General features: G+C 71.6%; 23 protein-coding genes. 16 read left to right on the plus strand and 7 right to left on the minus strand.

Translation table 11 applies throughout. From position 1 onward, the window contains the following. Window positions 1–7: 7 nt before the first annotated feature. Genes ACIBP6_RS19905 through ACIBP6_RS19915 form a run of 3 tightly spaced genes read left to right on the plus strand, consistent with a single transcriptional unit; the run spans window position 8 to window position 3005 of the window. Entirely contained in the window at window positions 8–976 is a 969-nt protein-coding gene (locus ACIBP6_RS19905; RefSeq protein ID WP_397054054.1) for an ABC transporter permease, read from the plus strand. Continuing rightward, window positions 976–2007, plus strand: coding sequence for an ABC transporter ATP-binding protein (locus tag ACIBP6_RS19910; protein ID WP_397054056.1), 1032 nt, complete (start codon window positions 976–978; stop codon window positions 2005–2007). Before ACIBP6_RS19905 ends, ACIBP6_RS19910 begins: the two co-directional genes overlap by 1 nt. After that, window positions 2007–3005 carry an ABC transporter ATP-binding protein gene (locus tag ACIBP6_RS19915; protein WP_397054058.1) on the plus strand — a complete coding sequence of 333 codons (999 nt, stop codon included), beginning with the start codon at window positions 2007–2009 and terminating at the stop codon, window positions 3003–3005. Before ACIBP6_RS19910 ends, ACIBP6_RS19915 begins: the two co-directional genes overlap by 1 nt. 17 nt (window positions 3006–3022) lie before the next feature. Here ACIBP6_RS19915 and ACIBP6_RS19920 read toward each other — a convergent pair whose 3' ends face one another. Together ACIBP6_RS19920 and ACIBP6_RS19925 are read right to left on the minus strand one after the other, a co-directional pair. Beyond that, window positions 3023–4096: an alkene reductase gene (locus tag ACIBP6_RS19920; protein ID WP_397054060.1), complete on the minus strand. Its 1074-nt coding sequence runs from the start codon at window positions 4094–4096 to the stop codon at window positions 3023–3025. A gap of 174 nt (window positions 4097–4270) precedes the next feature. After that, window positions 4271–5188: a LysR family transcriptional regulator gene (locus tag ACIBP6_RS19925; RefSeq protein ID WP_397054062.1), complete on the minus strand. Its 918-nt coding sequence runs from the start codon at window positions 5186–5188 to the stop codon at window positions 4271–4273. A gap of 107 nt (window positions 5189–5295) precedes the next feature. Here ACIBP6_RS19925 and ACIBP6_RS19930 point away from each other — a divergent pair, with 107 nt between their 5' ends. The 3 genes from ACIBP6_RS19930 to ACIBP6_RS19940 are packed head-to-tail and all read left to right on the plus strand — an operon-like array spanning window position 5296 to window position 8209. Then, window positions 5296–5991, plus strand: a complete 696-nt coding sequence (locus ACIBP6_RS19930; RefSeq protein WP_397054064.1) for a type 1 glutamine amidotransferase domain-containing protein — start codon at window positions 5296–5298, stop codon at window positions 5989–5991. Between the two features lie 35 nt (window positions 5992–6026). After that, window positions 6027–7361, plus strand: coding sequence for an MFS transporter (locus ACIBP6_RS19935; RefSeq protein ID WP_397055371.1), 1335 nt, complete (start codon window positions 6027–6029; stop codon window positions 7359–7361). A 23-nt stretch (window positions 7362–7384) separates the two neighbouring features. Beyond that, window positions 7385–8209: an SDR family NAD(P)-dependent oxidoreductase gene (locus ACIBP6_RS19940; RefSeq protein ID WP_397054066.1), complete on the plus strand. Its 825-nt coding sequence runs from the start codon at window positions 7385–7387 to the stop codon at window positions 8207–8209. Here the strand turns inward: ACIBP6_RS19940 and ACIBP6_RS19945 are convergent. Genes ACIBP6_RS19945 through ACIBP6_RS19955 form a run of 3 tightly spaced genes read right to left on the minus strand, consistent with a single transcriptional unit; the run spans window position 8187 to window position 10848 of the window. Beyond that, entirely contained in the window at window positions 8187–8957 is a 771-nt protein-coding gene (locus ACIBP6_RS19945; RefSeq protein WP_397054068.1) for an IclR family transcriptional regulator, read from the minus strand. The two genes, ACIBP6_RS19940 and ACIBP6_RS19945, sit on opposite strands and share 23 nt — an antisense overlap. A gap of 14 nt (window positions 8958–8971) precedes the next feature. Then, window positions 8972–9814 (minus strand): sugar phosphate isomerase/epimerase family protein, encoded by an 843-nt coding sequence (locus ACIBP6_RS19950; protein WP_397054070.1) that lies wholly within the window; start codon window positions 9812–9814, stop codon window positions 8972–8974. After that, window positions 9811–10848, minus strand: a complete 1038-nt coding sequence (locus tag ACIBP6_RS19955) for an alcohol dehydrogenase catalytic domain-containing protein (RefSeq protein ID WP_397054072.1) — start codon at window positions 10846–10848, stop codon at window positions 9811–9813. Before ACIBP6_RS19955 ends, ACIBP6_RS19950 begins: the two co-directional genes overlap by 4 nt. Before the next feature lie 398 nt (window positions 10849–11246). On the opposite strand from ACIBP6_RS19955, the gene ACIBP6_RS19960 reads away from it, so the two are divergent. The 9 genes from ACIBP6_RS19960 to ACIBP6_RS20000 all read left to right on the plus strand — a co-directional run bounded on the left by ACIBP6_RS19960 (window position 11247) and on the right by ACIBP6_RS20000 (window position 20232). Next, a complete protein-coding gene (locus ACIBP6_RS19960; RefSeq protein WP_397054074.1) occupies window positions 11247–12623 on the plus strand; it encodes an ABC transporter substrate-binding protein in 1377 nt (458 codons plus the stop codon). 76 nt (window positions 12624–12699) lie between these two features. After that, window positions 12700–13599, plus strand: coding sequence for a 3-keto-5-aminohexanoate cleavage protein (locus ACIBP6_RS19965; protein WP_397054076.1), 900 nt, complete (start codon window positions 12700–12702; stop codon window positions 13597–13599). A 175-nt stretch (window positions 13600–13774) separates the two neighbouring features. Next, window positions 13775–14617 (plus strand): carbohydrate ABC transporter permease, encoded by an 843-nt coding sequence (locus tag ACIBP6_RS19970; protein WP_397054078.1) that lies wholly within the window; start codon window positions 13775–13777, stop codon window positions 14615–14617. A 28-nt stretch (window positions 14618–14645) separates the two neighbouring features. Then, on the plus strand, window positions 14646–15452 hold the full coding sequence (locus tag ACIBP6_RS19975) for a carbohydrate ABC transporter permease (RefSeq protein ID WP_397054080.1): 807 nt from the start codon (window positions 14646–14648) through the stop codon (window positions 15450–15452). A gap of 37 nt (window positions 15453–15489) precedes the next feature. Further along, window positions 15490–16533 (plus strand): Gfo/Idh/MocA family protein, encoded by a 1044-nt coding sequence (locus ACIBP6_RS19980; RefSeq protein WP_397054082.1) that lies wholly within the window; start codon window positions 15490–15492, stop codon window positions 16531–16533. A 63-nt stretch (window positions 16534–16596) separates the two neighbouring features. After that, window positions 16597–17454, plus strand: coding sequence for a fumarylacetoacetate hydrolase family protein (locus ACIBP6_RS19985; protein WP_397054084.1), 858 nt, complete (start codon window positions 16597–16599; stop codon window positions 17452–17454). Beyond that, window positions 17454–18056 (plus strand): GMC family oxidoreductase N-terminal domain-containing protein, encoded by a 603-nt coding sequence (locus ACIBP6_RS19990; RefSeq protein ID WP_397054086.1) that lies wholly within the window; start codon window positions 17454–17456, stop codon window positions 18054–18056. Before ACIBP6_RS19985 ends, ACIBP6_RS19990 begins: the two co-directional genes overlap by 1 nt. Before the next feature lie 94 nt (window positions 18057–18150). Beyond that, on the plus strand, window positions 18151–18384 hold the full coding sequence (locus ACIBP6_RS19995; protein ID WP_397054088.1) for a GMC oxidoreductase: 234 nt from the start codon (window positions 18151–18153) through the stop codon (window positions 18382–18384). Between the two features lie 174 nt (window positions 18385–18558). Further along, complete coding sequence (locus ACIBP6_RS20000; protein ID WP_397054090.1) at window positions 18559–20232, plus strand: P1 family peptidase; 1674 nt, start codon at window positions 18559–18561, stop codon at window positions 20230–20232. A 124-nt stretch (window positions 20233–20356) separates the two neighbouring features. On the opposite strand, the gene ACIBP6_RS20005 is transcribed toward ACIBP6_RS20000, so the two are convergent. After that, on the minus strand, window positions 20357–21541 hold the full coding sequence (locus tag ACIBP6_RS20005) for a M14 family zinc carboxypeptidase (RefSeq protein ID WP_397054092.1): 1185 nt from the start codon (window positions 21539–21541) through the stop codon (window positions 20357–20359). A 6-nt stretch (window positions 21542–21547) separates the two neighbouring features. Next, window positions 21548–22585: a M14 family zinc carboxypeptidase gene (locus tag ACIBP6_RS20010; protein WP_397054094.1), complete on the minus strand. Its 1038-nt coding sequence runs from the start codon at window positions 22583–22585 to the stop codon at window positions 21548–21550. 507 nt (window positions 22586–23092) lie between these two features. Here ACIBP6_RS20010 and ACIBP6_RS20015 point away from each other — a divergent pair. Next, the gene (locus ACIBP6_RS20015; protein WP_397054096.1) at window positions 23093–23566 is read left to right on the plus strand and encodes a GNAT family N-acetyltransferase; all 474 of its coding nucleotides are present in this window, start codon (window positions 23093–23095) and stop codon (window positions 23564–23566) included. Window positions 23567–23643: the final 77 nt, after the last annotated feature.

The following is a 23643-nucleotide window of genomic DNA, read 5'->3' on the forward strand; positions in this document are numbered from 1 at the left end:
ACCACCCATGACGATCAGCGCCCCGGCCTCAGGGGCCGCGCAGGGCATGACCGTCGTCGCACGCACCCAGGGCCAGATGGTCCGCCGGCGGTTCTTCCGGCACCGCGCGGCGCTCGTCGGCATGCTGGTCTTCGGCGGCGTCGTCCTGCTGGCGTTCACCTCCATCGGGATCGGGCCCATCCCCGGCTGGTGGGACAAGTCGTACCTCACGACCGGATCGCTGGTGAACCAGGGACGGCCGACGCTCAGCGTGGTGCCGCAGTTCCTCGGCGGGGAGGGCATCCGCTTCGGCGAGCATCCGTTCGGGCAGGACAACATCGGCATCGACTACTTCGCGCTGACCATGCGCGGCGCCCAGCAGTCGATCATCGTGGCGTTCATCGTCGCCATCGTGGCCACGACCGTCGGGACGCTCGCCGGCGCCTTCGCCGGATATTTCAGGAAACTGACGGAGTCGGTCATCATGCGGCTGACCGACGTGATGATCACCATCCCGATCCTCATCATCGCCGCCATCGTCGGGCGCACGTTCGGTGACTCCGGCATCGTGATCCTGGCCGTCTGCATCGGTCTGGTGACCTGGCCGACGCTGGGCCGGCTGGTGCGCGGCGAGTTCCTGTCGCTGCGCGAGAAGGAGTTCGTGGAGGCGGCGCGCGCGGTGGGCACCTCCGCGGGCCGGATCATCTTCCGGCACGTCCTGCCGAACACGATCGGCGTCATCATCGTCAGCGCCACCCTGGCCGTGGCCAACGCGGTGCTGCTGGAGTCGGCGCTGTCGTTCCTCGGCGTCGGCGTGCAGCCGCCGGACGTCTCCCTCGGCCAGCTGATCGACACCTACCGCAGCGCCATGACCACGCGGCCGTGGCTGTTCTGGTGGCCGGGCGTCTTCATCATCGCGATCGCGCTGTCCATCAACTTCATCGGCGACGGCCTGCGCGACGCCTTCGACCCACGACAGACCCGGGTGCGTGCCTGATGCGGAATTCCCCCAACGAGATCCTCCGCGTGGAGGACCTGACCGTCGAGTTCCCCACCGACGACGGCGTCGTCCACGCGGTGCGCGGGGTGTCGTACACGCTGCACGAGGGCGAGGTGCTCGGCATCGTCGGCGAGTCGGGCTCCGGCAAGTCGGTCACCTCGCTCGCCGTCATGGGGCTGCTCCCCCGCGGCGCCCGCGTCCGGGGGAGGATCGTCTACCGCGGCGAGGACGTGCTGAAGCTGTCGGCCCGCAGGCGGCGGGCGCTGCGCGGCGGAAAGATCGGCATGATCTTCCAGGACCCGATGACGGCGCTGAACCCCGTGCACACGATCGGCGACCAGCTCGCCGAGGCGGTGCTGGCGCACGGCCTGGTGCCGTACAAGCAGGCGCTGGCCCGCGCCAAGGAGATGCTCGACCTGGTCGGCATCCCGCAGGCCGAGGCGCGGCTGCGCAGCTACCCGCACGAGTTCTCCGGCGGCATGCGGCAGCGCGCGATGATCGCCATGGCGGTCATCAACAGCCCCGACGTCATCATCGCCGACGAGCCGACCACCGCTCTCGACGTGACCGTGCAGGCGCAGATCCTGGAGAAACTGCTGGAGGTCAAGGACGCCGTCAACGCCGCGATCGTGCTGATCACGCACGACCTCGGCGTGGTCGCGGGCACCGCGCACCGGGTGCTGGTCATGTACGCCGGCAAGCCGGTCGAGATCGGCGACACCGACACGGTCTTCTACCGGCCGCGGATGCCGTACACGGCCGGGCTGCTCGGCTCGATGCCGTCGCTGGAGACCTCGGGCGGTCGGCTGCGCCCGATCGGCGGCGCCCCGCCGTCCCTGATCAACCTGCCGTCCGGCTGCCCGTTCTCGCCGCGCTGCCCGCTGGCCGACGACACCTGCACGGCCGAGGAGCCCGGCCTGGCGGAGGCCGGTGAGGGTGGCCACCTGGCCGCCTGTCACCACTGGCGCGAGGTCGCCGCGGCGCCCGATCCCACCGCACTGTTCCGTACCGAGAGCGAGGCCGTCTGATGACCGCGCGGGAGCACCTGCTGGAGGTCAAGGACCTGGTGATGAACTTCCCCGTCCGCGGCGCCGGGCTGCTGCGCAAGGTCGTCGGCAGCATCCAGGCGGTCAGCGGGGTGTCCATGCACGTCGACCCGGGCGAGACGCTCGGCGTGGTGGGCGAGTCGGGTTGCGGCAAGTCCACCACCGGCCGGGCCATCCTCCAGCTGCACCGGCCCACGTCAGGCTCGGTCGTGTTCGAGGGTGACGAGCTGACCACGATGGCGCCCCGGCGGCTGCGCGCCGTACGGCGGGACATGCAGATCGTCTTCCAGGACCCGTACGCCTCGCTCAACCCGAAGCTGCCGGTCAACGACATCATCGCCGAGCCGCTGAAGGTGCACGGCAAGTGGAAGGGCGGTGGCACGGACCGGGTGGCCGAGCTGCTGGAGCTGGTCGGGCTCAACCCCGAGCACGGCAACCGGTACCCGCACGAGTTCTCCGGCGGCCAGCGGCAGCGCGTCGGCATCGCCCGCGCGCTGGCTCTGGAGCCCAAGCTGCTCGTCCTCGACGAGCCGGTCTCGGCGCTGGACGTGTCGGTGCAGGCCGGGGTGGTCAACCTGCTGGAGGACCTGCAGGACACGTTCGGGCTGTCGTACATCTTCATCTCGCACGACCTGTCAGTGGTCCGGCACATCTCCGACCGGGTCGCGGTGATGTACCTGGGCAAGATCGTGGAAACCGGTTCGCGCGACGACGTGTACGACCGGCCCGTCCACCCCTACACCCAGGCGCTGCTGTCGGCGGCGCCGACAGCGAATCCGCGCGAGGAACGCCGCCGCCAGCGCATCATCCTCACCGGCGAGGTGCCTACCCCGCTGGACCCGCCGAGCGGCTGCCGGTTCCGCACCCGCTGCTGGAAGGCCCAGGAGATCTGCGCCACGGAGGAGCCGGCGCTAATCGACCGCGGCGACGGCCACCCGTCCGCCTGCCACTTCCCGGAGGTCAACACCGCGGTCGTCTGAGCCCTGCGGCGCGCCGATCACTCCGGCCCGGCGGAGTGATCGGTATACCCGCGGGCGCCGCCGCCGTAGAAGGTGGCGGGATCGGGCTCGGCGATCGGCGCGTGCTCCCGCCAGCGGCGCACCAGGTCGGGGTTGGCGATGAACGCGCGGCCGGCGGAGACGAGGTCGGCCTGGCCGCTCGCCACGCGGCGGCGGGCGGTCGGCTCGTCGGTCATGGCGTGCCAGCCGTCGTTGACGATGACGGGGCCGCCGAAGCACGCACGCAGTCCTGCGAGCAGCGGGCCGGCGGGGTCGCCGATGGTGTGCAGGTAGGCCAGGCCCAGCGGCGCGATGCCGTCGAGGAGCGCCCGGTACGTGGCGGCGGTCTCCGCCGGGTCGTCCTCGACCGCCCCGTGCAGGTTCGCCGCCGGTGAGACGCGGATGCCGACCCTTTCGCCGCCGATGGCGGCGGCCATGGCCTCGGCCGCCTCGACGACGAACCGGGCGCGGGCGGCGGCCGATCCTCCGTAGGCGTCGGTGCGCCGGTTGGAGGAGGGGGCGAGGAACTGATGGGGCAGGTAGCCGCTGGCGGCGTGCAGCTCCACGCCGTCCAGCCCGGCCTCGACGGCCGCGCGCGCCGCCCGGGCGAACTCCTCGACCACGGACGGCACCTCCGCCGTCTCCAGGGCACGCGGCACCGGGTGCGGCTGGAGCCCCCGCTCGGTGAAGAGCGTTCCGGGTGCGGCGAGGGCGCTGGGAGCGACGGTCTCGTGGCCGTTCTTGTTGCCGGGGTGGGCGACCCGCCCCGCGTGCATCAGCTGGGCGATGATGAGGCCGCCTTCGGCGTGCACGGCGTCGGCGACGTTCCGCCACCCTTCGATCTGCTCGGGCGTGTGCAGGCCGGGGGTGTTCAGGTAGCCCTGCCCGGCGGCGCTCGGCTGGACGCCCTCGGTGACGATCAGGCCGGCGGTGGCCCGCTGCCGGTAGTAGATCGCAGTGATGTCCGGGGGCACGCCCGCCGCGCTCGCGCGGTTGCGCGTCATCGGCGCCATGACGATCCGGTTGGCGAGCGTCCACTTGCCCACCGCGATCGGGTCGAAAAGGTCTGGCATGAAGGTCTCTCCTGTCAGGGTCTGCGAACGGCCGCCGCGACCACTTGTATGGCGGAAGACCGGCGTCACCTGGGGAGATACCGCTCGGCCGGACCCGAGACTGGCCCAAGGACCGGCCAGGCCACAATTTCAGTTGCGGTTTCGGCAAACGAGCTGGGGGGAGAGACGCGAGCGTCACCAGGAGCGGGCGGCCCGCAGGAGCACGTCGCGGACGAGGGTGACGGGGCGGCGGGCCGGGGCGCCGGCGCGGTGGGCGAGGAAGCCGGTGTTGATCGGCGGGTCCTCCGGGTCGAGGAGCGTCACGAGGGCGCCGGTGTCCAGCTCGCCGGCGCAGAGGTAGCGGGGCAGCACGGTGATGCCCGCCCCGGCGGCGACGGCGGCCAGCACGCCGCGCAGGTCGGGCACGACCACGGCGGGCGCCCGCGTCAGCCGGGTGCGGAAGACGTGGCGCCAGTACCGGCGGACGATGGGCAGGTCCTCGGCGTAGGCGACCAGCGGGGCGCCCTGCAACGGGCCGGGGCCGTCGCAGGTCAGCGGACCGATCCTGGCGGCCCACGCGGGCGCTGCCACCAGCACGAACTCCTCGTCCATCATCGGCACGGCCACCACGGAGCGCCCGCGCGGCCGGATCGCGGACAACACCAGGTCGAACCGCCCGGCCCGCAGGCCGTCGAGCAGGTCGTCGGCCAGCCCGGTGGTCACCCGCAGCCGCAGCCCGTGCTCGACCAGCGGCGCCAGGGCGGGCAGGGCCTTGGCGCCCAGCACCTCGGCCGGGCCCGCGAGGTGGACCGGCTCCGGCAGCTCGTCGTCCGACTGGCCCCGTTCGGCCACGGCGGCCAGCTCGTCGAGGGGCCCGGCGACGCGGGTGGCCAGCTCGTCGGCCACCGACGTGGCGGCCACTCCGCGCGGCAGCCGTTCGAACAGCTGGCGGCCGAGCTGAGCCTCCAGCGCCCGGATCTGGCTCGTGACGGTCGGCTGCGCCAGCCCCAGCAGCGCGCCCGCCGCGGTGAAGGAGCCGGCGCGGTAGACGGCGAGGAACGTCCGCAGGTGCATCAGGTCGAGTGGCGAGGCATCGGATCCGCTATGGCGCATAGTGCTGAGGCTATTGGTTCGCCTATGTGTCGTCGACCTACGATCGGACGCGTTCCCCCTGATGAACGGCCTCGCCGTCGCGGCGAGGACTGAGGAGAGTACAGCTGATGGCGAAGATTCTTTTTGTGATGACCGCGTCCCGTCACTGGACGCTGGCCGACGGGACGAAGCACCCGACGGGCTTCTGGGCGGAGGAGTTCGCGGCTCCGTACCAGGCGTTCGTGGCGGCCGGGCACGAGGTGGTCGTCGCCACGCCCGGTGGTGTGGCGCCTGCGGTGGACCAGGTGAGCCTGTCCCCCGATGTCAACGGCGGCGAGGACGGCGCCCGGGCGATGGCCGCCGCGGTGGAGTCGGCGGCCGCGTTGCACAGCCCGATCCCGCTGGGCGGCGTCGATTCGGCCGCCTACGACGCGGTGTTCTACCCGGGCGGGCACGGGCCGATGGAGGACCTGTCGGGCGACGCCGACTCCGCGCGCGTCCTCGTCGAGGCGCTGAAGGCGGGCAAGACGGTGGGCCTGGTCTGCCACGGCCTGGCCGCGCTCCTCCCCACGCAGGGCCCGGACGGCTCTTCGCCGTTCGCCGGCTACCGCGTGACCGGGTTCAGCAAGGCGGAGGAGGAGCAGACGGGGCTCGCCCCGAGAGCGCCGTGGATCCTGCAGGAGCGGCTCACCGCCCTGGGCGTGCGCTACTCCGCGGGCGAGCCGTGGGCGCCGCACGTGGTGACCGACCGCACCCTGCACACCGGCCAGAACCCCGCCTCCTCGGCCGCGCTGGCCGCCGAGCTGCTCAAGGCGCTGGGCTGAACCGGCTGCTCGTCCCCGTGCTCGGGCTCGGGGCCATGGTCGTGTCGATGATGCAGACGCTCGTCGTGCCGATCCTCGGCCTCGTGCAGCGGGATCTGCACGCCACCGCGTCCGGCGTGAGCTGGCTCACCACGGCCACGCTGCTGTCCGCCGCCGTCTGCACGCCGCTGCTCGGCCGCCTCGGCGACCAGCACGGCGCCAAGGCGACGCTCGTCGGCGTCCTCGGGATCACCCTGGCGGGATCCGTGCTGGCCGCCAGGACGGACTCGCTGCCCTGGCTGATCGCCGCGCGCGCCCTGCAGGGAGCGTCCACCGCCGTCTTCCCGCTCGCGCAGTCGGTCCTGCGGGCCGAGCTGCCGCGCGAACGGCTCCCCGGCGCGATGGGGACGCTCAGCGGGACGCTGGCCTTCGGCAACGGGCTCGCACTGGCCGGGGCGGCGCTGCTCACCCGCGGCGACGCCCCCGACCACCACCAGGTGTTCTGGTTGTCGGCCGGAGTGTCCGCGCTCACGCTGATCGCGGTGGCCGCCGTCGTCCCCCGGTCGCGGCCGGGGGCCGGCGGGCGTACCGACTGGCCGGGGGCGATGACCCTCGCGGCGATGCTCGTCCTGCTCCTGCTGCCCCTCTCGCAGGGAGCCCGGTGGGGGTGGGCGTCCGTGCCGACGCTGGGGTGCCTGACCGCGTCGGCGGCGATGGGCGCCGTCTGGGTGCTCGTCGAGCGGCGGGCCCGCGAACCGCTGGTGGACCTGCGGATGTTCGTGCTGCGGCCGGTGCTGTACGCCAACCTGGCGGGGGTGCTGCTGGGCTTCGCGATGTTCTCGCAGTTCCTCGGCGTCTCGGCGCTCGCCAGGGTGCCCGCGGAGCCGCACGGGTACGGGTTCGGCGCCTCGGTGCTGGAGACGTCGCTGGTCTTCCTCATGCCGTCGGCGGTGGCGTCACTGGCGGCGGCCCAGGTGGCCGGGGTCCTGGTGCGGAGCGTGGGGCCTCGCAGGACGCTCGCCGCGGGCGCGGCCTGCGGGGCGGTCGGGTTCGCCGCGTTGGCCTTCGCGCACGACTCGGTGGCGGGGGTCGTGGCGGCCGGGTCGCTCGTCGGCGTCGCGGTCAGCTTCGGCTTCGCCACGCTTCCCGCCGTCCTGCTCGGGGCCGTCCCGCGGAACCGGACCGGCGTCGCCAACGGTGTCAACTCCGTCGCCCGCTCGGTGGGCAGCGCGTTCGCCAGCGCCCTGTCCGGGGTGCTGCTCGCCGCCCCGATCTCCGGCCTGCCCCCCGAGGGCCGGTTCACCGCGTCTTTCGCGCTCGGTGGCGGGGCTCTCGTCGCCGTCGCGATCGTCGCTCTGGCCGGAATGGCAGACGTCCGTACTTCTCCCTGAATTCCACGAGAAAGTTGCACATCATGGCATTGATCCTCATCACCGGCGCCTCCGACGGGCTCGGCCGGGCCTTGGCGGAGGACCTCGCCGCCGACGGGCGACACCGGCTGCTGCTCCATGGCCGCGACGAGCGGCGGCTCGCCGAGGTGGCCGAGGCCACCGGCGGCGAGCCGATCCGGGCGGACCTGTCCTCCTTCGCCGAGGTCCGCCGCCTGGCCGCGCACGTCGCCGCGACGTACGACCGCCTGGACGTCCTCGTCAACAACGCCGGCATCGGCTTCCACGTCAAGGGCGCCACGCGGCAGGTCTCCGCCGACGGCCACGAGCTGCGCCTGGCGGTCAACTACCTCGCGCCCGTGCTGCTGACCCGGGAACTGCTGCCGCTGCTGCGCCGCGCCGCCCCCTCCAGGGTCGTCAACGTCGTCTCGATCGGCCAGCAGCCGATCGACTTCGCCGACCCGCAGCTCGAACGGGACTACACCGACGTCGCCGCGTACTGCCGGTCCAAGCTCGCGCTCGTCGGCCACACCCTGGACCTGGCCGAGGAGCTGCGGGACAGCGGGGTCACGGTGAACGCCGTGCACCCGGCGACGTACATGCCGACAGCCATGTCGGCGAGGTCGGGCATGGAGGTCGTGGACACCCTGGAGCAGGGGGTCGCGGCCACCCGCCGCCTGGTGGACGCCCCTGGGCCGGCCGGTGTCACGGGCCGCTACTTCGAGGGCGACAAGGAGGCGCGGGCGGCCGAGGAGGCGTACGACCCGGACTACCGCCGGCGGCTCGCCGACCTGACCCGGCGGCTGGTGCCGGGACCGCAGCCCGGGGTCACAGGCCCGACATGCAGCTGATCAGGTAGCGGCCCAGCTCGTCGACGCGCGAGTCGGGCAGCCGGCTCGACGGCCCGGAGATGCCGGCGGCGCCGATCAGCGTGCCCCGGATCCGGGCCGGCACGGCGACGCACCGGACGCCCTCGAAGGTCTCGTCCCTGTCGACGGCGTAGCCGACCTCGCGCGCCTCCTCCACCCGGCGCCGCAGCTCGATGGGCCCCTTGGCGGCGTGCTCGGTGCCGCCGACGTAGGACAACCGGGCCAGCTGCGCGTCGAGGGCGTCGTCGTCGAGGGCCGACAGGTAGGCCTTCCCGAGCGCCGAGCAGTGCATCGGCCGGATCGTGCCCAGCTGCTCGGAGACCGCCACCATGTGCCGGGTCGGGAAGAACCCCAGATAGACCATCGTGTCCTTGGCGGGCACGGCGAGGATGGTGGCGTCGCCGCACTCGTCGCGGATCGAGGCGAGGACGGGGTCGACGATCTGGCTCCAGTCGGCCTCCGGCGCCTGGATGAGGCCGTAGAACTTGGCCGCGACGGTCGCGTAACGCTTGGTCGCCGGGCTGCGCGCCACGTAGCCGGTGGCCACCAGCTCGCCCAGGAGCCGCAGCGCGGTGCTGCGGTTGACGTCGAGCTCGCGGGCGAGCTCGGCGGCGGTGAGCGGCTCGACCGCGAGCAGCTCGATGGCGCGTAGCGCGCGCTGGATAGGGGAGGCGGCACGCCCCTCGCCGTCAGGCAGAGTGTGCGGCTCAAGGTTCTGCTTCGTCACCATGGCAAGGGGCCTGGTCAGCCGGTCAGGCCGAAGAGCCGCTCCACGGCGGAGAGATTCGACTTGAACGACTGCTCGGCCTGGTCATCCCATCCGAAGATCTGGACGGTCAGAATACCGTCGAAACCGACGCTCTCCAAGGCCTGCCGGACCTCCGCCCAGTCGATCTCGCCGCGGCCCAGGTCGAAGTGCTGGTGGACGCGGCAGGTGATGCCGGGCGGGTTGATGATCGTGCGCTCGGGGCGGAACGCGTCGGCGAGGTGGATGTGGTCGAACCAGCCGCGGGCGTACTCCACCTGCTCGGTGATGCCGCCGCCCAGGTAGTACGTGTGGGGCACGCAGTGCAGGTAGCGCAGCCGGGGGCTGCCGACCTCCTTGACCAGGTCGACGGCGGCGGCGGTGGTCTCGATGAAGTCCCACGGGTGCGGCTCGACGACCAGCTCGACGTCCTCGCGTTCGAGGACGGGCAGCAGCTCCTCGAACGAGCGCAGGAAGGCGGCCCGGCACGCGTCGGGCTGCTCGGGGTGGCCGGACAGCTCGGTGTTGATCCGCCGGCAACCGAGCTCGACCGCGGCGGCGATGCCGTCCTTCCACCACGCGACCGCCTGCTTCCTGGCGTCCTCGTCGGGGCTGGACCACGCCTGGATGACGGCGACCGAGGCGATCTCGACACCGGCCGTCGCGGCCGCGTCGCGGAAGCCGCGCAGCTCGGCCGGCGAGGCGTGCATCGGCTTGAACGCCGGGATGAAATCGTCGCGGTTGCCCATCTCCAGATGCCGGTAACCGGCGTCGGCGGTGGCGCGGACGGCGTCCACGACCGGCCGTCCCTGCATCATCGCCGGGTCCAATGCGATCTTCATGATTCATCCTTCCAAACGCTGTCGGGGACGATGACCGCCTTGCCGGGCACCTGCCGGGCGCGCAGCGCGGTGAGCGCGTCGTTCACGCCGGACAGCCGCCACGTGGCGATCTCGGGGAGCCGGATCTTCTGATCCGCGGCGAGCGCGATGATCGACTCCAGGTCTTCGCGGCGGCCGGACCGGATCCCCCGGATGTCGGCCTCCTTGCGGGAGACGACGGCGAAGTCGACGTCGGGCACGCGGGCGTAGCCGGCGAGCACGTACGTGCCGTGCGGGCCGAGCGCCTGCAGGCCGGGGGCGAGGACCGAGGGCACGCCGGTGCAGTCGATGACGGCGTCGACGGGCGTGACGGCGTCGCCGGCGGAGGTCACGACGTCGTGGCCGATGTCCTGCAGCGCCTTGCGGCGCAGCGGGTTGGGCTCGACCGTCTGGACGGCGACGCCGTGCACCCGCAGCAGCTCGGCGCACAGGTAGCCGATGGGCCCGCCGCCGAGCACGAGCACCCGGCGCGGCTCGCGGGTCAGGGCGACGCGGACGCTGTTGGCGGCGGTCGCCCCGCCGTCGACCAGCGACGCGGCGTCGGCCCACGACAGGGTGGCCGGCACCTCGACGAGATGGTGCGCCTTGACGCGCAGGTACTCGGCGTAGCCGCCCCACTCACCGAGCACGCCCGTGATCGAGACGAGGCCGGGGCACAGCCGCTCGTCGCCGGCCCGGCACGCCTCGCACGAGCCCTCGCCGGTGAACAGCGTGATGGTGGCCCGGCGGTCCAGCCAGGCGCGCGCCTCCGCTCCCGCGTCGACGACGACGCCGACGGGCTCGTGGCCGAGCACGAACGGCGTCTCGGGACGGTACGACTCCCCCGCGAGCACGTGCAGATCGGTGCCGCAGATGCCGCAGGCGTGCACGCGCAGCACGACGTCGTCAGCGGACTCGGGCGTCGGACGGGCGACGTCGGCCAGGTCGAGCCGTTCGCTCGGGATCGAGGCGGCCACGGCCGCCCGCATGGTCGCCGTGGCCGGGGTTGCTCCCACAGGGCACCTTCCTCCGGTCGGGTTCGGGTCGTGCCCAGCATTCAGGAAGTGTTGCGGTTTCCGCAACGTCGTTACTCAGATGCAACAGATCGCGTAGTCGCGCCTCTCCCGGACGAGTCGTAGATCGCGGGGAAACGTGCACGTAAGTGGGGTTGACATGCCGTTAACGCCCTCATAACGTCTGGCAGCAACCAACGTCCCTTGAGTGCAACACAGTTCGTTTGACGCAACACTCGCTGCCGCAAGGCAGTGAGGGAGGCCGAGTCAAGCCCGGCCTCGTCGTCGCCGACCTTGTGGATGAGACCTCGACCAGAGGGCGCGAGGAGTCACCAGCCCATAGGGATCTCTCCGCATCCCCAGCCGCGGAAGCTCTATGGCTCACCTTCCAGGAGGAACGCATGCTCCGACACCATCGCTCCACGAGAGCCCTCACCGCCCTGGCCGCGGCCGTGGCCGTGGGCGCCACGGGCTGTGCGGGCACGTCGTCGAGCGGGCAGCCGGCCGCTGCGCCGACCAACGTGGGCACGTCCTGCGGCAAGTACGGCGACATCAAGCTCACCGTCGGCATGTCCGAGGCCGGCGAGACCATCGCCACCGAGTTCAAGAAGCAGGTCGAGTCCTTCCAGCAGGCCAACCCCAACGTCACCATCGACCTGCAGATCAAGGACTGGGCGTCGTCCGCCAACACCATCAAGCTGGTGATGTCGGGCAACAACCCGCCCGACGTCATGCAGGGCAACAGCGGCTGGGCGATCAACGGCGCCCTGTGGAAGGCCGGGCTGCTGCTGAACCTGGACGCGTACGCCAAGGCGTTCGGCTGGAACGACAAGTTCCACGAGTCGGCGCTGACGGTCAACAAGTTCACCACCGACGGCAAGGTCCTCGGCGAGGGCAGCCTCGTCGCCGTACCCCCTGCCATCCAGTACGTCGGCGTCTTCTACAACGAGGCCGTCCTGAAGAAGATCGGCATCGACGACGTCTCCTCCCTCGACTCCAAGGAGGCGTTCCTCGGCGCGCTCGACAAGGCCAAGGAAGCCGGCGTCACGCCCGTCATGCTCGGCGACTCCGAGAAGTGGCCGGCGCTGCACAACCTGTCGCTGCTCAACGGCTGGTACGTCGCCCCCGAGCAGATCAACGACTGGGCGCTCAACCGCGAGGGCAGCACCTACGACGACGAGGGCCACCTGAAGGCCTCCACCGACTTCCGCGCCTGGATGCAGAAGGGCTACTTCAACTCCGACGCGCTGGCGACGAGCTTCACCGACGCCACCAACCGCTTCGGCCGAGGCGAGGCCGCCTTCTTCGTCACCGGCACGTGGGCCCTCGGCGACGTGCGCAAGTCGCTCGGCGAGGACGCCGGCTTCATGCTCTTCCCGGCCGGGGAGAGCGGCAAGCACGCGGCCGTGGGCGGCTACAGCCTGCCGTTCAGCGCCTCCGCCAAGACCAAGTACCCCGACTGCGCCGCGGCCTTCATCGACTACGTGACCGCGAGCGACGACGCCATCAAGGCCCAGATCGCGGCCGGCCGCCCCTCCGCGACCAAGGAGGGCGTCAACGCGCAGATCGACGACCCGCTGCTCAAGCAGATGGTCACCGAGTACCAGCGGCTGACCTCGGAGAACGGGCTGTTCACCTGGGAGGACTGGCCGACGCCGACGATGCTCACGTTCCAGGGCTCGGAGGCGCAGCGCCTGCTCTCCGGCGAGATCACCCCGAAGCAGTACAACCAGGCGATCCAGCAGAACTGGGCCGACTACATGAAGACCCGCTCCTGAGCCACGCCGGGCGCCTCTCCCCGGCAGGAGAGGCGCCCGCCCCCATCCACCACCACCCATGCGAGAAGGGCCATTGATGGACAAGGTCATCATCACGGTAACCGTCGACTGTTCGATGTCGTATCCCGGCTTCAAGGGCATGCCGAAGATCGACGACGTGCCGGCGGTCGCCGACGAGTACGTGCGCGCCATCGACGCCGGCGCGTCCCTCGTCCACCACCACGGCGTGCACTACCTGGAGGACTCGATCCAGGAGGACGGCCGCCAGCTGTCGCGTACGGACTTCGACGGGTGGAAGGACCTCACCGAGCGCATCCGCGCCGAGCGGGACGCCATCATCCAGTTCGGCATCGCGAGCGCCCGGCTCGAGGAGAAGGTCGCGCTCATGAAGCTGCGCCCGGAGATGATGTCGTACGCCTTCAACGTGCACGACGAGTACTTCCGCCCCGACCCGGCCTACCCGGCGAACGAGCAGTACGCCATCCACACGCGCCCCGAGCTGGAGGCGTTCTGCAAGGCGGCGCAGGAGCACGGCGTCAAGCCCGAGGTGGAGTCGTTCTACACCGGCGCGTTCTGGAACCTCGAGTTCATCCGCGACCAGGGCCTGCTCGACGACCCGGTGTGGACCACGCTCTTCCTGGGCTGGCCCGGCGGCGCCTGGACGCCCCCCACCGAGGACTCGCTGCTCTACCTGGTCCGGCACCTGCCGCCGCGGGTCAACTGGAACGTCAGCGTGATGAACCCGAAGATGCAGTGGCGTCTGCTCGCCCTGGCCATGAGCCTCGGCGGCCATGTGCGGGTCGGCTGGGAGGACAACCCCTACATGCCGGACGGGTCGCCGTCGCGCTCCAACGCCGAACTGGTCGAGGAGGTCGTCAAGATCGCCCGGCTCATGGGCCGCGAGGTGGCGACGCCGGACGAGGCGCGCGAGATCGTCGGCCTGCCCGCCAGGGCGGCCGCCGGCCAGAACGCATGAGTGTCCTCATCACCGGCCACGTCGGCCGCGCGGTGCGAAAGGACGCACCGCGCCGGCCGCGCCACCTAGGGAAGTAGATCGCACCATGGCCGTCACGGTCACCACAGACGCCCCCGCGGCGAAGCCGAGTCAGCGGCGGCCCGGCCGCCGGCTCCGGCGGGGTGAAGTCCGCGGGATGCCGTACCTGCTCATTCTGCCGGGATTCATCTTCTACGGACTGTTCGTCCTCGTGCCGATCGCCGACACGGTACGGCTGTCGTTCCTCGAATGGGACGGGCTGTCGCCGCAGGTCTTCGTCGGGCTGGACAACTACGTCCAGGTGCTGACCAATCCGAACACCTGGACGTCACTGCGGGTCTCGCTGGTGTTCGTCCTGTTCAGCTGCCTGCTGCCGGTCGCGGCGGCGCTGCTGCTCGTGGGCGTCATCGCGCGGACGAAGATCCGGGGGCTGAGTTTCTTCCGGTTCGTGTTCTTCCTGCCGTACACGATCGCCCTGGCGGTCGTCGCCATCGCGTGGCGCTGGCTCTACGCGCAGGACGGCTCGCTGAACGCGATCATCCGGGCCGTCTTCGGCGAGGAGTTCGTGCGGCCGTTCCTCGGCGACGCCGACCTGGCGCTGCCGGCGCTGGGGATCGTGGGGCTGTGGGCGACGTTCGGATTCGTCGTGGTCATGCTGCTCTCGGGCACCCAGCACATCCAGAAGGAGCTGTACGAGGCGGCGCGCATGGACGGCGCCGGGCCGGTGCGGGAGTTCTTCACCGTGACGCTGCCCGGCATCCGCCACGAGCTGCGGGTGTCGCTGGTGATGACCCTCACCCTGGCCCTGCGGGTCTTCGACCTGCCGCTGATGGCGACGCAGGGCGGGCCGGGCTACGCCACCACCACGCCGTCGCTGCAGATGTATCGAGACGTGTTCATCAACGGCCAGATCGGGCCGGGCGCCGCCATCGCGGTGCTGCTCACGATCGTCATCTTCGTCGGCGTGGCCCTGGTCAACCGGCTCGTGAGATCGGAGTAACACGATGGTTTCCCGCCGCAGTCAGACCATGTCGTACGTGGTCCTCGTGCTCTTCGCGGCTTTCGCGATCTACCCGTTCATCTCCACGACCCTGGTCGCGTTCAACGCGCCGGACGCGGCGGTGAGCGGGCTGGCCATCCCGCGCGAATGGTCGCTGGACAGCTTCCTCAGCGCCTGGAACAACCCCGACGCGGGCATCGGGCGGTCGCTGCTCAACAGCATCCTGGTGTCCGTGTCGGTCGTGGTCGTGTCGGTCTTCTTCTCGATCCTGACCGGGTACGCGTTCGGGACGATGAAGTTCTTCGGCGCGAAGCTGCTCTTCCCGCTGTTCATCCTCGGCCTGATCGTGCCTTACGAGGCCACGGTCATCCCGCTGTACTACCAGTTCCGGACGTTGAACCTCACCGACACCTACTGGTCGATGATCCTGCCGTGCATCGGCGGGTCGATGGCCTTCGGCACGTTCTGGATGACGTCGTTCTTCAAGTCGTTCCCCAAGGAACTGCTGGAGGCGGCGCGGACGGACGGGTCGAACCGGTGGCACACGCTGTGGCGGGTGATCGTGCCCACCGCCGCCTCGCCGATCTTCGCGCTGGCCACCATCCTGTTCATCTGGACCTGGAACAACCTGCTGCTCGCGGTCGTCATGATCACGCAGCCGGAGCTGCGGATGGTTCCCGCGGCGCTCAACTACTTCGTGGGTCTGCAGTACGGCAGCAACTACCAGATCACGTGCGCGGCCGCGATCATGGTGGCGCTGCCGGTCATGATCATCTACTACGTGCTCCAGCGCCGGTACGGGGCGGACGTCCTGGCCGGCTCTCTCAAGGGCTAGAGCCACCCCTTCATCACCTCGCAAACAGGAGAAAGACATGGCAGCGTCCAAACTGGGCGTCGGCATCGCGGGCCTCGGGCTGATCTCGAAGACCCACGCCGCGGCCTACCAGCGGATGTCCGACGTCGTGGACCTTGTGGCCGGCTGTGACGTCGACCCCAAGGCCGCAGCGGCGTTCGCCGACGAGCACGGCGCGAAGACGTACTCCGATCTCAACGACCTGATCAACGACCCCGCGGTCGACGTGGTGGACCTGATCCTGCCGCACCACCTGCACTACGACGCCGCCATGGCGGTGCTGGACGCCGGCAAGCACCTGATCCTGGAGAAGCCCGTCGCGCCGACGTACGAGCAGTCGGTCGCCATCCACCGCAGGGCCGTCGAGGCGGGCGTGCACTTCATGGTCGCGGAGAACACCCGCTACATCGCGGCCTACCAGGCGGTGGAGCGCCTGCTGAAGGAGGGCGCGATCGGCGAGGTCATCCACGCCAGGACCTACCTGCGCTCGAACGAGAAGGCCCACCTGTCGCTGCCGGGCTACTGGCGCACGCGCTACGAGCTCGGCGGCGGCCTGGTCATGGACACCGGCGCGCACTCGTTCTACCTCCTCAAGTGGCTGCTCGGCGAGGTGGACGAGCTGACCGGCATCTCCAAGAAGGTCTTCCCGCTCGACAACGAGATCGAGGACACCGCCGAGGTGTACGGCCGGCTGAAGAGCGGCGCCCACTTCTCGTGCGGGTTCACCTCCGTCTCCGAGGTCCCGCACAGCGAGCGCCTGGAGCTGTTCGGCACCGAGGGCGGCATCCTGGTCGACCAGATGGCCGACCCGGTCGTCAAGCTCTTCCGCGGCCAGCACGACTTCCAGGGCGAGGCGGTCGAGGGCGTGCCGTTCGGCCCCGACGCCTGGCACCCGGGCGGCTGGCACTACGAGTCCGTGCTCACGGAGGTCACCGACTACGTCCGGTCGCTGGTCGAGGGCCGGCCGCCGCTGATCGACTCCGGTGACACCGTCTACGCCATGCGGGTCGTGGAGGCGGCGTACGAGTCCATCAAGTCCGGCCGGCCGGTCACCGGTCTCTGACCTTTCTCCGGGAGGAGTCCCCCCGGCGGGGCTCCTCCCTTCGACACCACCCCTGGAGCTTTCATGCGACTGATGCGCATCGGCGACCCCGGCGCGGAGCGCCCGGTCGTCGCGATCGACACCGACGGCTACGTCGACGTTTCGGACGTCGTCCCCGACTTCGACGGCGCGTTCTTCGCCTCCGGCCTGGACGCTCTCGCGGCCACCGTGAGCGAGCGCGTGGCCGCGGGCGCGGTCCGCCGCTTCGCGGGCGAGCGCGTGGGCGCGCCGATCGCCCGCCCGCACCAGATCCTGTGCGTCGGGCTCAACTACGCCGACCACGCCGCCGAGTCCGGCCAGCAGCCGCCGGAGGAGCCGATCATCTTCACCAAGGCCCCGAACACGCTGGTCGGGCCGGACGACGACGTGCACATCCCGCGCGGCTCGACGGCCACCGACTGGGAGGTGGAGCTGGGTGTCGTGATCGGCAAGAGAGCCCGCTACCTCGGCAGCGACGAGGAGGCGCGCGCCGCCATCGCGGGCTACGTGCTGGTCAACGACGTCAGCGAGCGCACGTTCCAGCTGCATCGCGGCGGTCAGTGGGTCAAGGGCAAGTCGGCCGAGACGTTCAACCCGTGCGGGCCGTGGCTGGTGACGCCGGACGAGATCGGCGACGTCGGCGACCTCGACATGTGGCTCGACGTCAACGGGGTGCGGCGCCAGAGCGGCTCGACCAAGCACATGCTCTTCGACCCCGTCCACGTCGTGCGCTATCTGAGCCAGTTCATGGTGCTCGAGCCCGGTGACCTGATCAACACCGGCACCCCGGCGGGCGTCGGCATGGGCCTCACGCCGCTGGTCTACCTGCAGCCCGGCGACCGCATGGAGCTCGGCATCGACGGTCTGGGCCGGCAGAGTCAGTCGGTCGTCGCCGCGCCGTAATGCTCCACGGCGCGGCCGGTAAGGGTGAGCGGGGTCGCGACGTCGTCGTGGTCGGCGCCGGGACGGCGGGCCGCGTCCTGGCGAACCGGCTGTCGCAGCGGGGCGCGCGCGTCCCGCTGCTGGGCTGGACATCCCGCCGGGCACAGGTCCCCGACGACGTCAGCGACCTGTGCCCGCGGCCGTCCTACCACGAGGCGTACGGCCGGGCCTGGCGGCCCGCCACCTGCGCCACGACCGGCGACCCGGCCGCTTCCCGCAGGCCCGCGCCACGAGCGGCGACCCGACGGCTACCCACAGGCCCGCGCCACGACCGGCGACCCGACGGCTACCCACAGGCCCGCGTCATGGGCGGCGACCCGGCGACCACCCACAGGCCCCCGCCACGACCGGCGGCTCGGCGGCCACCCACAGGCCCGCGCCACGACCGGCGGCTCGGCGGCTTCCCGCAGGCCCGTGTCATGGGCGGCAGCTCGGCCCTGATGGGCGTGGTCTCCCTGCGCGAACTCCCGCAGGACCACGACGACTGGGCCGCCGCCGGCGCGACCGGGTGGGCGTGGGACGACGTGCCGACCTCGGCGACGGGCACTCGGGGTTGCCGCTGAGCGCCACGCTGCCCAGCCGGGTGCCGGCGTACCTGACGGCCGAGGTGCGCCGGCGAAGAACCTCACCGTCGCCTGTCACACCGTCGTCCCCCAGGTGGCGGGCCAGGACGGTCCGGCGGCGCTCCCTCGGCATCTGCCATCCGGCCGGCACGCGCGCGACGGGCGACCCCGCCGACCGGACGCCGTCGCCGGGCCCGGCCGCGCGGTGCTCGGCGTGTCGGACCTCAGCGTGGTGGACGCCTCCGTGATGCGGCGCATCCCGCGCGGCAACACGAACCTGCCCGTCCTCATGGTCGCCGAACGCGCCTGCGACGTGCTCGCCAGGTGACGGCGTCGCTTCGACGGGACCGGGTGACCCGGGGGGACATTCGGCATATTGGGGATCTTTACCTCGCACTGGTCTGACCAGTAGCCTCAGTGCACTCAGCCGACTGACCCTCCTACCTCCACCCGAGCTCGGGGCGCGGCCGTGCCCCGGCACCCCCACCGGAATGAGGGATCCATGAAGTCACGCCTCGTCCCCTTACTCGCCGCCGCTCTGGCGCTGGCCGGCGTGTCCGCGCCCGCGCACGCCGCCGACACCCCCGGTCTGCCCGGCAGGAACAACGCGATCACCGACGTGCCGGGCGTCCAGGTCGGGCAGGTGCAGTCCACTCGCGCTCCGTACCTGACCGGCACCACCGTCGTCTACACCCCGCGGATGTCCGTGACCGGCGTCGACCAGCGCGGCGGCGCGCCCGCCACGAAGGAGACGGACCTGCTCGACCCGCTCAACTCCAACCCCGGCGTGAACGCGGTGATGCTCGGCGGCAGCAGCATGTACGGCCTGTCCGCCGCCGACGGCGTGATCCGCTGGCTGGAGGAGCGCGGGGAGGGCGTCCCGGTCGGGTCCGGGGTCGCGCCGATCGTGCCCGCCGCCGACATCTACGACCTCGGCCGGGGCGGCGACTTCAAGGCCCGTACGTCGCCCGCCTGGGGTTACCTGGCCGCCGAGGCCGCCGAGGAGGGGCCGGTACGGCAGGGCGTCGTCGGCGGGGGCGCGGGCGCCCGCGCCGGCGGCCTGAAGGGCGGTGTCGGCACCGCCAGCGTCGTGCTCGACGACGGCGTGGTGGTCGGGGCGATCGTGGTGGTGAACGCGGCCGGTTCGCCGGTGGACCCTCGGGACTGCTCGCTGTTCGCCGCCCGGTACGAGCTGGCCGGTGAGTTCCGGGGGCTTCAGACGCCGAAGGCGAAGGAGTGCCGGGCCGACGCCGAGACGGACGCCCTGCCGATGAACACCACGATCGCCGTGGTGGCCACGAACGCCCCGCTGGAGAAGGCGGCGGCGGCGCGGATGGCGGGCAACTCCCACGACGGGCTGGCCCGCGCGATCAGCCCGATCCACACGCTGGGCGACGGTGACACGATCTTCGCCATGTCGACCGGCACCGGCACCCCGTTGCGGGTGAACAACCCCGCCGACTCCCGCCGGCTCAACCAGGTCTTCAACGCCGCCACCGACACGCTCGCCCGCGCCGTCGGTCACGCGATGCTGAACGACCGTACCGTCGGCACCGCCACGAGCTACTGCGACCGCTACCCGTCGGCCTGCGCCAAGCTGGCTCCGCTGCCGGAGGACAAGCTGGGCGAGGCGCCGGAGGTGACCCAGGCGTCGGTGGACGCCGCCGAGCAGAAGCTCGACTCGGCCCCGCCCATCCCGAACGCCTCGGGCCAGGACGCGTCTCCGTCCCCGACCAGCCCGTCCTCGACCAGCCCGTCCTCGACCAGCCCGTCCTCGACCAGCCCGTCCTCGACCAGCACGGTCCCGACCAGCACGGCCCCGGGCGGCACCGGTGGGGACGACGCGACGACCCCGACCCCGACCGGCCTGGCACCGGGCAGCACGGGCCAGGACGGTGCGGGGCCGGGGAGCTTGGGAGCCGGCGCGGGGAGCACCGGAGCCGGCGGCACGGAGGCGGCGGGTCTCACGGATGCCGCCGGAGTGAGCGCGGCCGGGGCGGCCGGAGTGAGCGCGGCGAGAGCCGTCGACGGCGGGGCCGCCTCGGACGGCTTCGCGCCGGTCGCGTCCGAGACGACGTACCCGAGCTACGGCGGTCCGCTGACCGCCGTGGCGCTGCTGGCCGCCGCCGCGGTCGCCGCGTCGCTGGTCCTTCGCCGCCGGCGGGTCACCGCGTAGCGCACGGGGAGCCGCGGGGAGCACACGAACCCGTACCGGGTGCGACGGTCCCGGTCGGCGCGGCCGTCGAGTCGCGCCGACCGGGGCGTCACCACCACGGCCCTGAGCCCGTAGGAACGCAGTCCTACTGGGTCTCAGGGATGTCGTCGTAGCGGGCGGGGTCGATCTGGGCGACCGTGCCGGCCGCGAGGGCGTCGATGATGCCGTCGAGGCCGTTCACCACCGTCCGCACGAGCTGGCCGCGCTGCTTGGCGCCCCAGGTCTGGGTCTGGCCCCGCACCTCGAACAGGACGGTGCCGGAGCCGTTCAGCGCGAACGAGCCGAGCCCCGTGCCGGGCAGGTCGATGTCCTGCGGGTAGAGGGTCAGCGACCCGAACGGGGACTCGCCGCGCGTCTGCAGCGCGTCGTACGCGGCGAGCGTGAGCTGCTTGGAGTAGTCGAGCCGGTAGCCGCGGTCGTACTCCTGGTGGTTGTCGATGTCGATGAACTTGCCCGACAGCGACATGGTCACCTGGTTCTCGCCGCTCTCGTCGAGGTCGCAGGGGCCCTGGTGGTGCAGGTCGATGTAGGTGTCGACGGTGCCGAACTCCCCCTTCAGCGACTTGTACAGGTCCCTGACCGCCTGCGACTCGGGATGGATGTACCAGCCGGTCTGGGCGGAGGACCCGGGGAAGTCCTCGGGCCGCGGCACGTAGTCGAGGTCGGGGTGGTAGTCCCGGTTGACGTCGAAGCCAGGGCGCGAGGCGTAGTCGTCGCCCGACCGCGGCTGGGTGTAGTAGTTCCACGCCGGCCGCGCGGAGGCCAGCTGCGGGAAGTCCGCGACGACCTCGGCCCACGTGCGGTCGTTGCCGCGCCGGTCGAGCTCGGCGGCGTCGGGGTTCATCTTGGGCACCGCGACGAGCGTCACCTGCGAACGCAGCCGCCGCGCCTCCGGCGTGGGCGCGGTGAAGTCGCGCAGCAGGGCGAGCAGGGCGTCGGTGCCGGTCTTCTCGTTGCCGTGGATCTCACTGGTGATCAGCACGACCTTGGGACCGGTGCCGGTGCGCGCCGCCCAGATCGCGCGCCCCTGGTTCGAGGTGCCGATCTGGCTGACGTCGAGGACGTCCGAGCGCTGCGCCTCCAGGGTTTCCAGCGCGCTGCGCAGCTCGGCGTGGTCGGTCCACGCGTTGGCGCCGGTGTCGCCGGTCGAGGTGCCGCAGTGCGCGTTCGCGGGCGGGGCGGCCTGCGCGGCGGCGGGCGAGGCCGCCGTCAGGGTGGCGGCCACCAGGGCGGCCGCCGCCAGAGCCGCGTACGTCTTCCTGTTCGTCATCGTCCCTCACTCGTCCTCGTGCTGGTCGACCGACGGGCCGCGGTCGGGGATGGTGTCGGCGATCGCCGGGTCGACGGCGGCGAGGCTGCCGTCCGCGGCGGCCTGGAGCAGGGAGGTCATGGAGGCGTACGCCGTGCGGATCAGGTAGCCGCCGGACTTCTGGCCGAGGTCGCCGCGCAGCTCGACCAGCAGGCTCGCGCTGCCCTGCAGGCCGAAGGAGTTGCGCGCGATGCCCGGGAGCGCGTCGCCGGGGTAGCGGCTGACGTCGGCGAAGCCGTACTGCTCCAGCGAGGTGTACACCAGCGCGGCGACCCGCTTGCTGTCGGTGAGGACGTCCGGCGCCACCCCGGTGTTGGTCGGCCAGAGGATGGAGGCGGTCGCCAGGGAGCCGTCAGGCTGGCGGTAGCTGCCCTGGTGGTGGTAGTCGACGGTGATGTCGGGACGCCACGAGCGCACCATCCGCTGGATCGCGGCCGACTCCGGCACCGGGTTGGCCTCCGGCGACATCGCCGGGTCGTGGTAGCGGTTGATGTCGAACCCGACGCCGGCCCGGCAGAAGGCGCCCGAGCAGTCCGGGTCGACGTTCTGCCGCTGGAACCGTTCGGTGCCGTCGGGGTTCGCCCGCACGATGATGCGCAGGGTCACGTCGTCGAGCACGTCGCGGGTCCACCCGGCCTGGTTGCCGCCGATGCGCTGCAGCAGCTGCAGGGCGGCCTCCGTGCCCAGGGGCTCGTTGCCGTGCTGCTGGGTGATGTAGAGCAGCTTGGTCGGGCCGGTGCCGACCGTCGCGGCCCAGATGTCACGGCCTTCGTGCGTCCTGCCGATCGACTCGACGTCGATCGCGCCCTTGGAGCGCTGCTCCAGGCGTTGCAACGCGGTGGTGAGCTCGTCGTAGGTGTGCAGGCGCTCCAGTGACACATGCTGCGAGTCCTGGACCCACGGGCCTCCCGGCGTCGTGGGGTCGGCGTGAGCCGTCGCCGTGCCGGTGATCGTGAGCCCGAGTAAAGCGGCCAGGACGACCGCTGCCCGTCGCTTTCCCAACAAAACAGCCTCCTCAATTCCACGCGTGTCCGCGACGGTGAAACAGGCTTTGTGAGCGCGTTTCACCGCCGTGGGAATTCACAGGATTTCTGCAGGAATCAGAACCGCGCGGGTGGGGGCGACGTACGAACGGACGCCACCCGCTCCGCGGGGATATGCAGCGAACAGGACAGGACCATGGCCGCTGGGACATGCGACGGAAATAGGAGAGTCCTTCCCTCACGCTGCTGAACGGCGGCCGATACGACCGCCACAACTCTTTTAACAAACACAAAACAGCCTGACAAGAGTCACGTTCGGTGTGGATATGACCCCGTACTGTCATTTCGGCCAGGAGGCGCAGGAAGATCCACGCAGGTGGAACGCCCTGCGCAGGTCGGGGTCGTCGATTTTTCGGCGTGCCGATAATGGCTTTTTTCGGCTCGCCCTTATCCGGGTCGGATTCGCCTGGCCGTCGGCTCGGGCGAGCGAGGCGGCCGCCGTGAGCGGCACGCCGCCTGGAGTGGGGCCGTGATCGACATCCGGGCCGCCGTGCCCGGCGACGTGGCGGCGATCGCCGCTCTCATGGCGCGTCGCCGGCAGGCGTACGAGCTGCACCAGCCGGTCTTCTGGCGGCGCGCGCCCGACGCCGAGGCACGGCACGCCGCCTTCCTCGCCACGCTGGTGCGCGATCCCGACGCCGTCTGCCGGGTGGCCGAGCGAGACTCGCGCTTCGCCGGGTTCGCGATCGCCTCCCTCGTCCGCTCTCCCCCGGTGTACGACCCCGGCGGGCCGACGTGCACGCTGGACGACTACGCCGTCGTGGACGACCGCGACTGGCCCACGACCGGCACCGCCCTGCTCCACGCCGTCGTGGACGAGGCCCGCCGGCGCGGCGCGGCGCAGGTCGTCGTGGTCTGCGGCAACGCCGACACCCCGAAACGCGAAGCCCTACGCCAGGCCGGCCTCTCCATCGCCTCGGAATGGTGGACCGCTCCCCTGTGACGGCCGCGATCATGGCATCGGGACGCCGGCCTGCTGCGCTCGCGGAGCTCAGGGCCAACGGCGAGGTGGCGATCCTC

It is taken from the genome of Nonomuraea terrae (assembly GCF_044465245.1).
GTDB lineage: Bacteria > Actinomycetota > Actinomycetes > Streptosporangiales > Streptosporangiaceae > Nonomuraea > Nonomuraea terrae.

Coding starts and splice junctions, on each gene's coding strand:
- ACIBP6_RS19930 (WP_397054064.1), top strand. CDS start 5,296: ATGGCGAAGATTCTTTTTGTGATGACCGCGTCCCGTCACTGGACGCTG.
- ACIBP6_RS19980 (WP_397054082.1), top strand. CDS start 15,490: ATGGCAGCGTCCAAACTGGGCGTCGGCATCGCGGGCCTCGGGCTGATC.
- ACIBP6_RS19935 (WP_397055371.1), top strand. CDS start 6,027: ATGGTCGTGTCGATGATGCAGACGCTCGTCGTGCCGATCCTCGGCCTC.
- ACIBP6_RS19915 (WP_397054058.1), top strand. CDS start 2,007: ATGACCGCGCGGGAGCACCTGCTGGAGGTCAAGGACCTGGTGATGAAC.
- ACIBP6_RS19905 (WP_397054054.1), top strand. CDS start 8: ATGACGATCAGCGCCCCGGCCTCAGGGGCCGCGCAGGGCATGACCGTC.
- ACIBP6_RS19960 (WP_397054074.1), top strand. CDS start 11,247: ATGCTCCGACACCATCGCTCCACGAGAGCCCTCACCGCCCTGGCCGCG.
- ACIBP6_RS19950 (WP_397054070.1), bottom strand. CDS start 9,814: ATGAAGATCGCATTGGACCCGGCGATGATGCAGGGACGGCCGGTCGTG.
- ACIBP6_RS19965 (WP_397054076.1), top strand. CDS start 12,700: ATGGACAAGGTCATCATCACGGTAACCGTCGACTGTTCGATGTCGTAT.
- ACIBP6_RS19985 (WP_397054084.1), top strand. CDS start 16,597: ATGCGACTGATGCGCATCGGCGACCCCGGCGCGGAGCGCCCGGTCGTC.
- ACIBP6_RS20005 (WP_397054092.1), bottom strand. CDS start 21,541: ATGACGAACAGGAAGACGTACGCGGCTCTGGCGGCGGCCGCCCTGGTG.
- ACIBP6_RS19970 (WP_397054078.1), top strand. CDS start 13,775: ATGCCGTACCTGCTCATTCTGCCGGGATTCATCTTCTACGGACTGTTC.
- ACIBP6_RS19990 (WP_397054086.1), top strand. CDS start 17,454: ATGCTCCACGGCGCGGCCGGTAAGGGTGAGCGGGGTCGCGACGTCGTC.
- ACIBP6_RS19920 (WP_397054060.1), bottom strand. CDS start 4,096: ATGCCAGACCTTTTCGACCCGATCGCGGTGGGCAAGTGGACGCTCGCC.
- ACIBP6_RS19910 (WP_397054056.1), top strand. CDS start 976: ATGCGGAATTCCCCCAACGAGATCCTCCGCGTGGAGGACCTGACCGTC.
- ACIBP6_RS19940 (WP_397054066.1), top strand. CDS start 7,385: ATGGCATTGATCCTCATCACCGGCGCCTCCGACGGGCTCGGCCGGGCC.
- ACIBP6_RS19925 (WP_397054062.1), bottom strand. CDS start 5,188: ATGCGCCATAGCGGATCCGATGCCTCGCCACTCGACCTGATGCACCTG.
- ACIBP6_RS19975 (WP_397054080.1), top strand. CDS start 14,646: ATGTCGTACGTGGTCCTCGTGCTCTTCGCGGCTTTCGCGATCTACCCG.
- ACIBP6_RS20000 (WP_397054090.1), top strand. CDS start 18,559: ATGAAGTCACGCCTCGTCCCCTTACTCGCCGCCGCTCTGGCGCTGGCC.
- ACIBP6_RS19945 (WP_397054068.1), bottom strand. CDS start 8,957: ATGGTGACGAAGCAGAACCTTGAGCCGCACACTCTGCCTGACGGCGAG.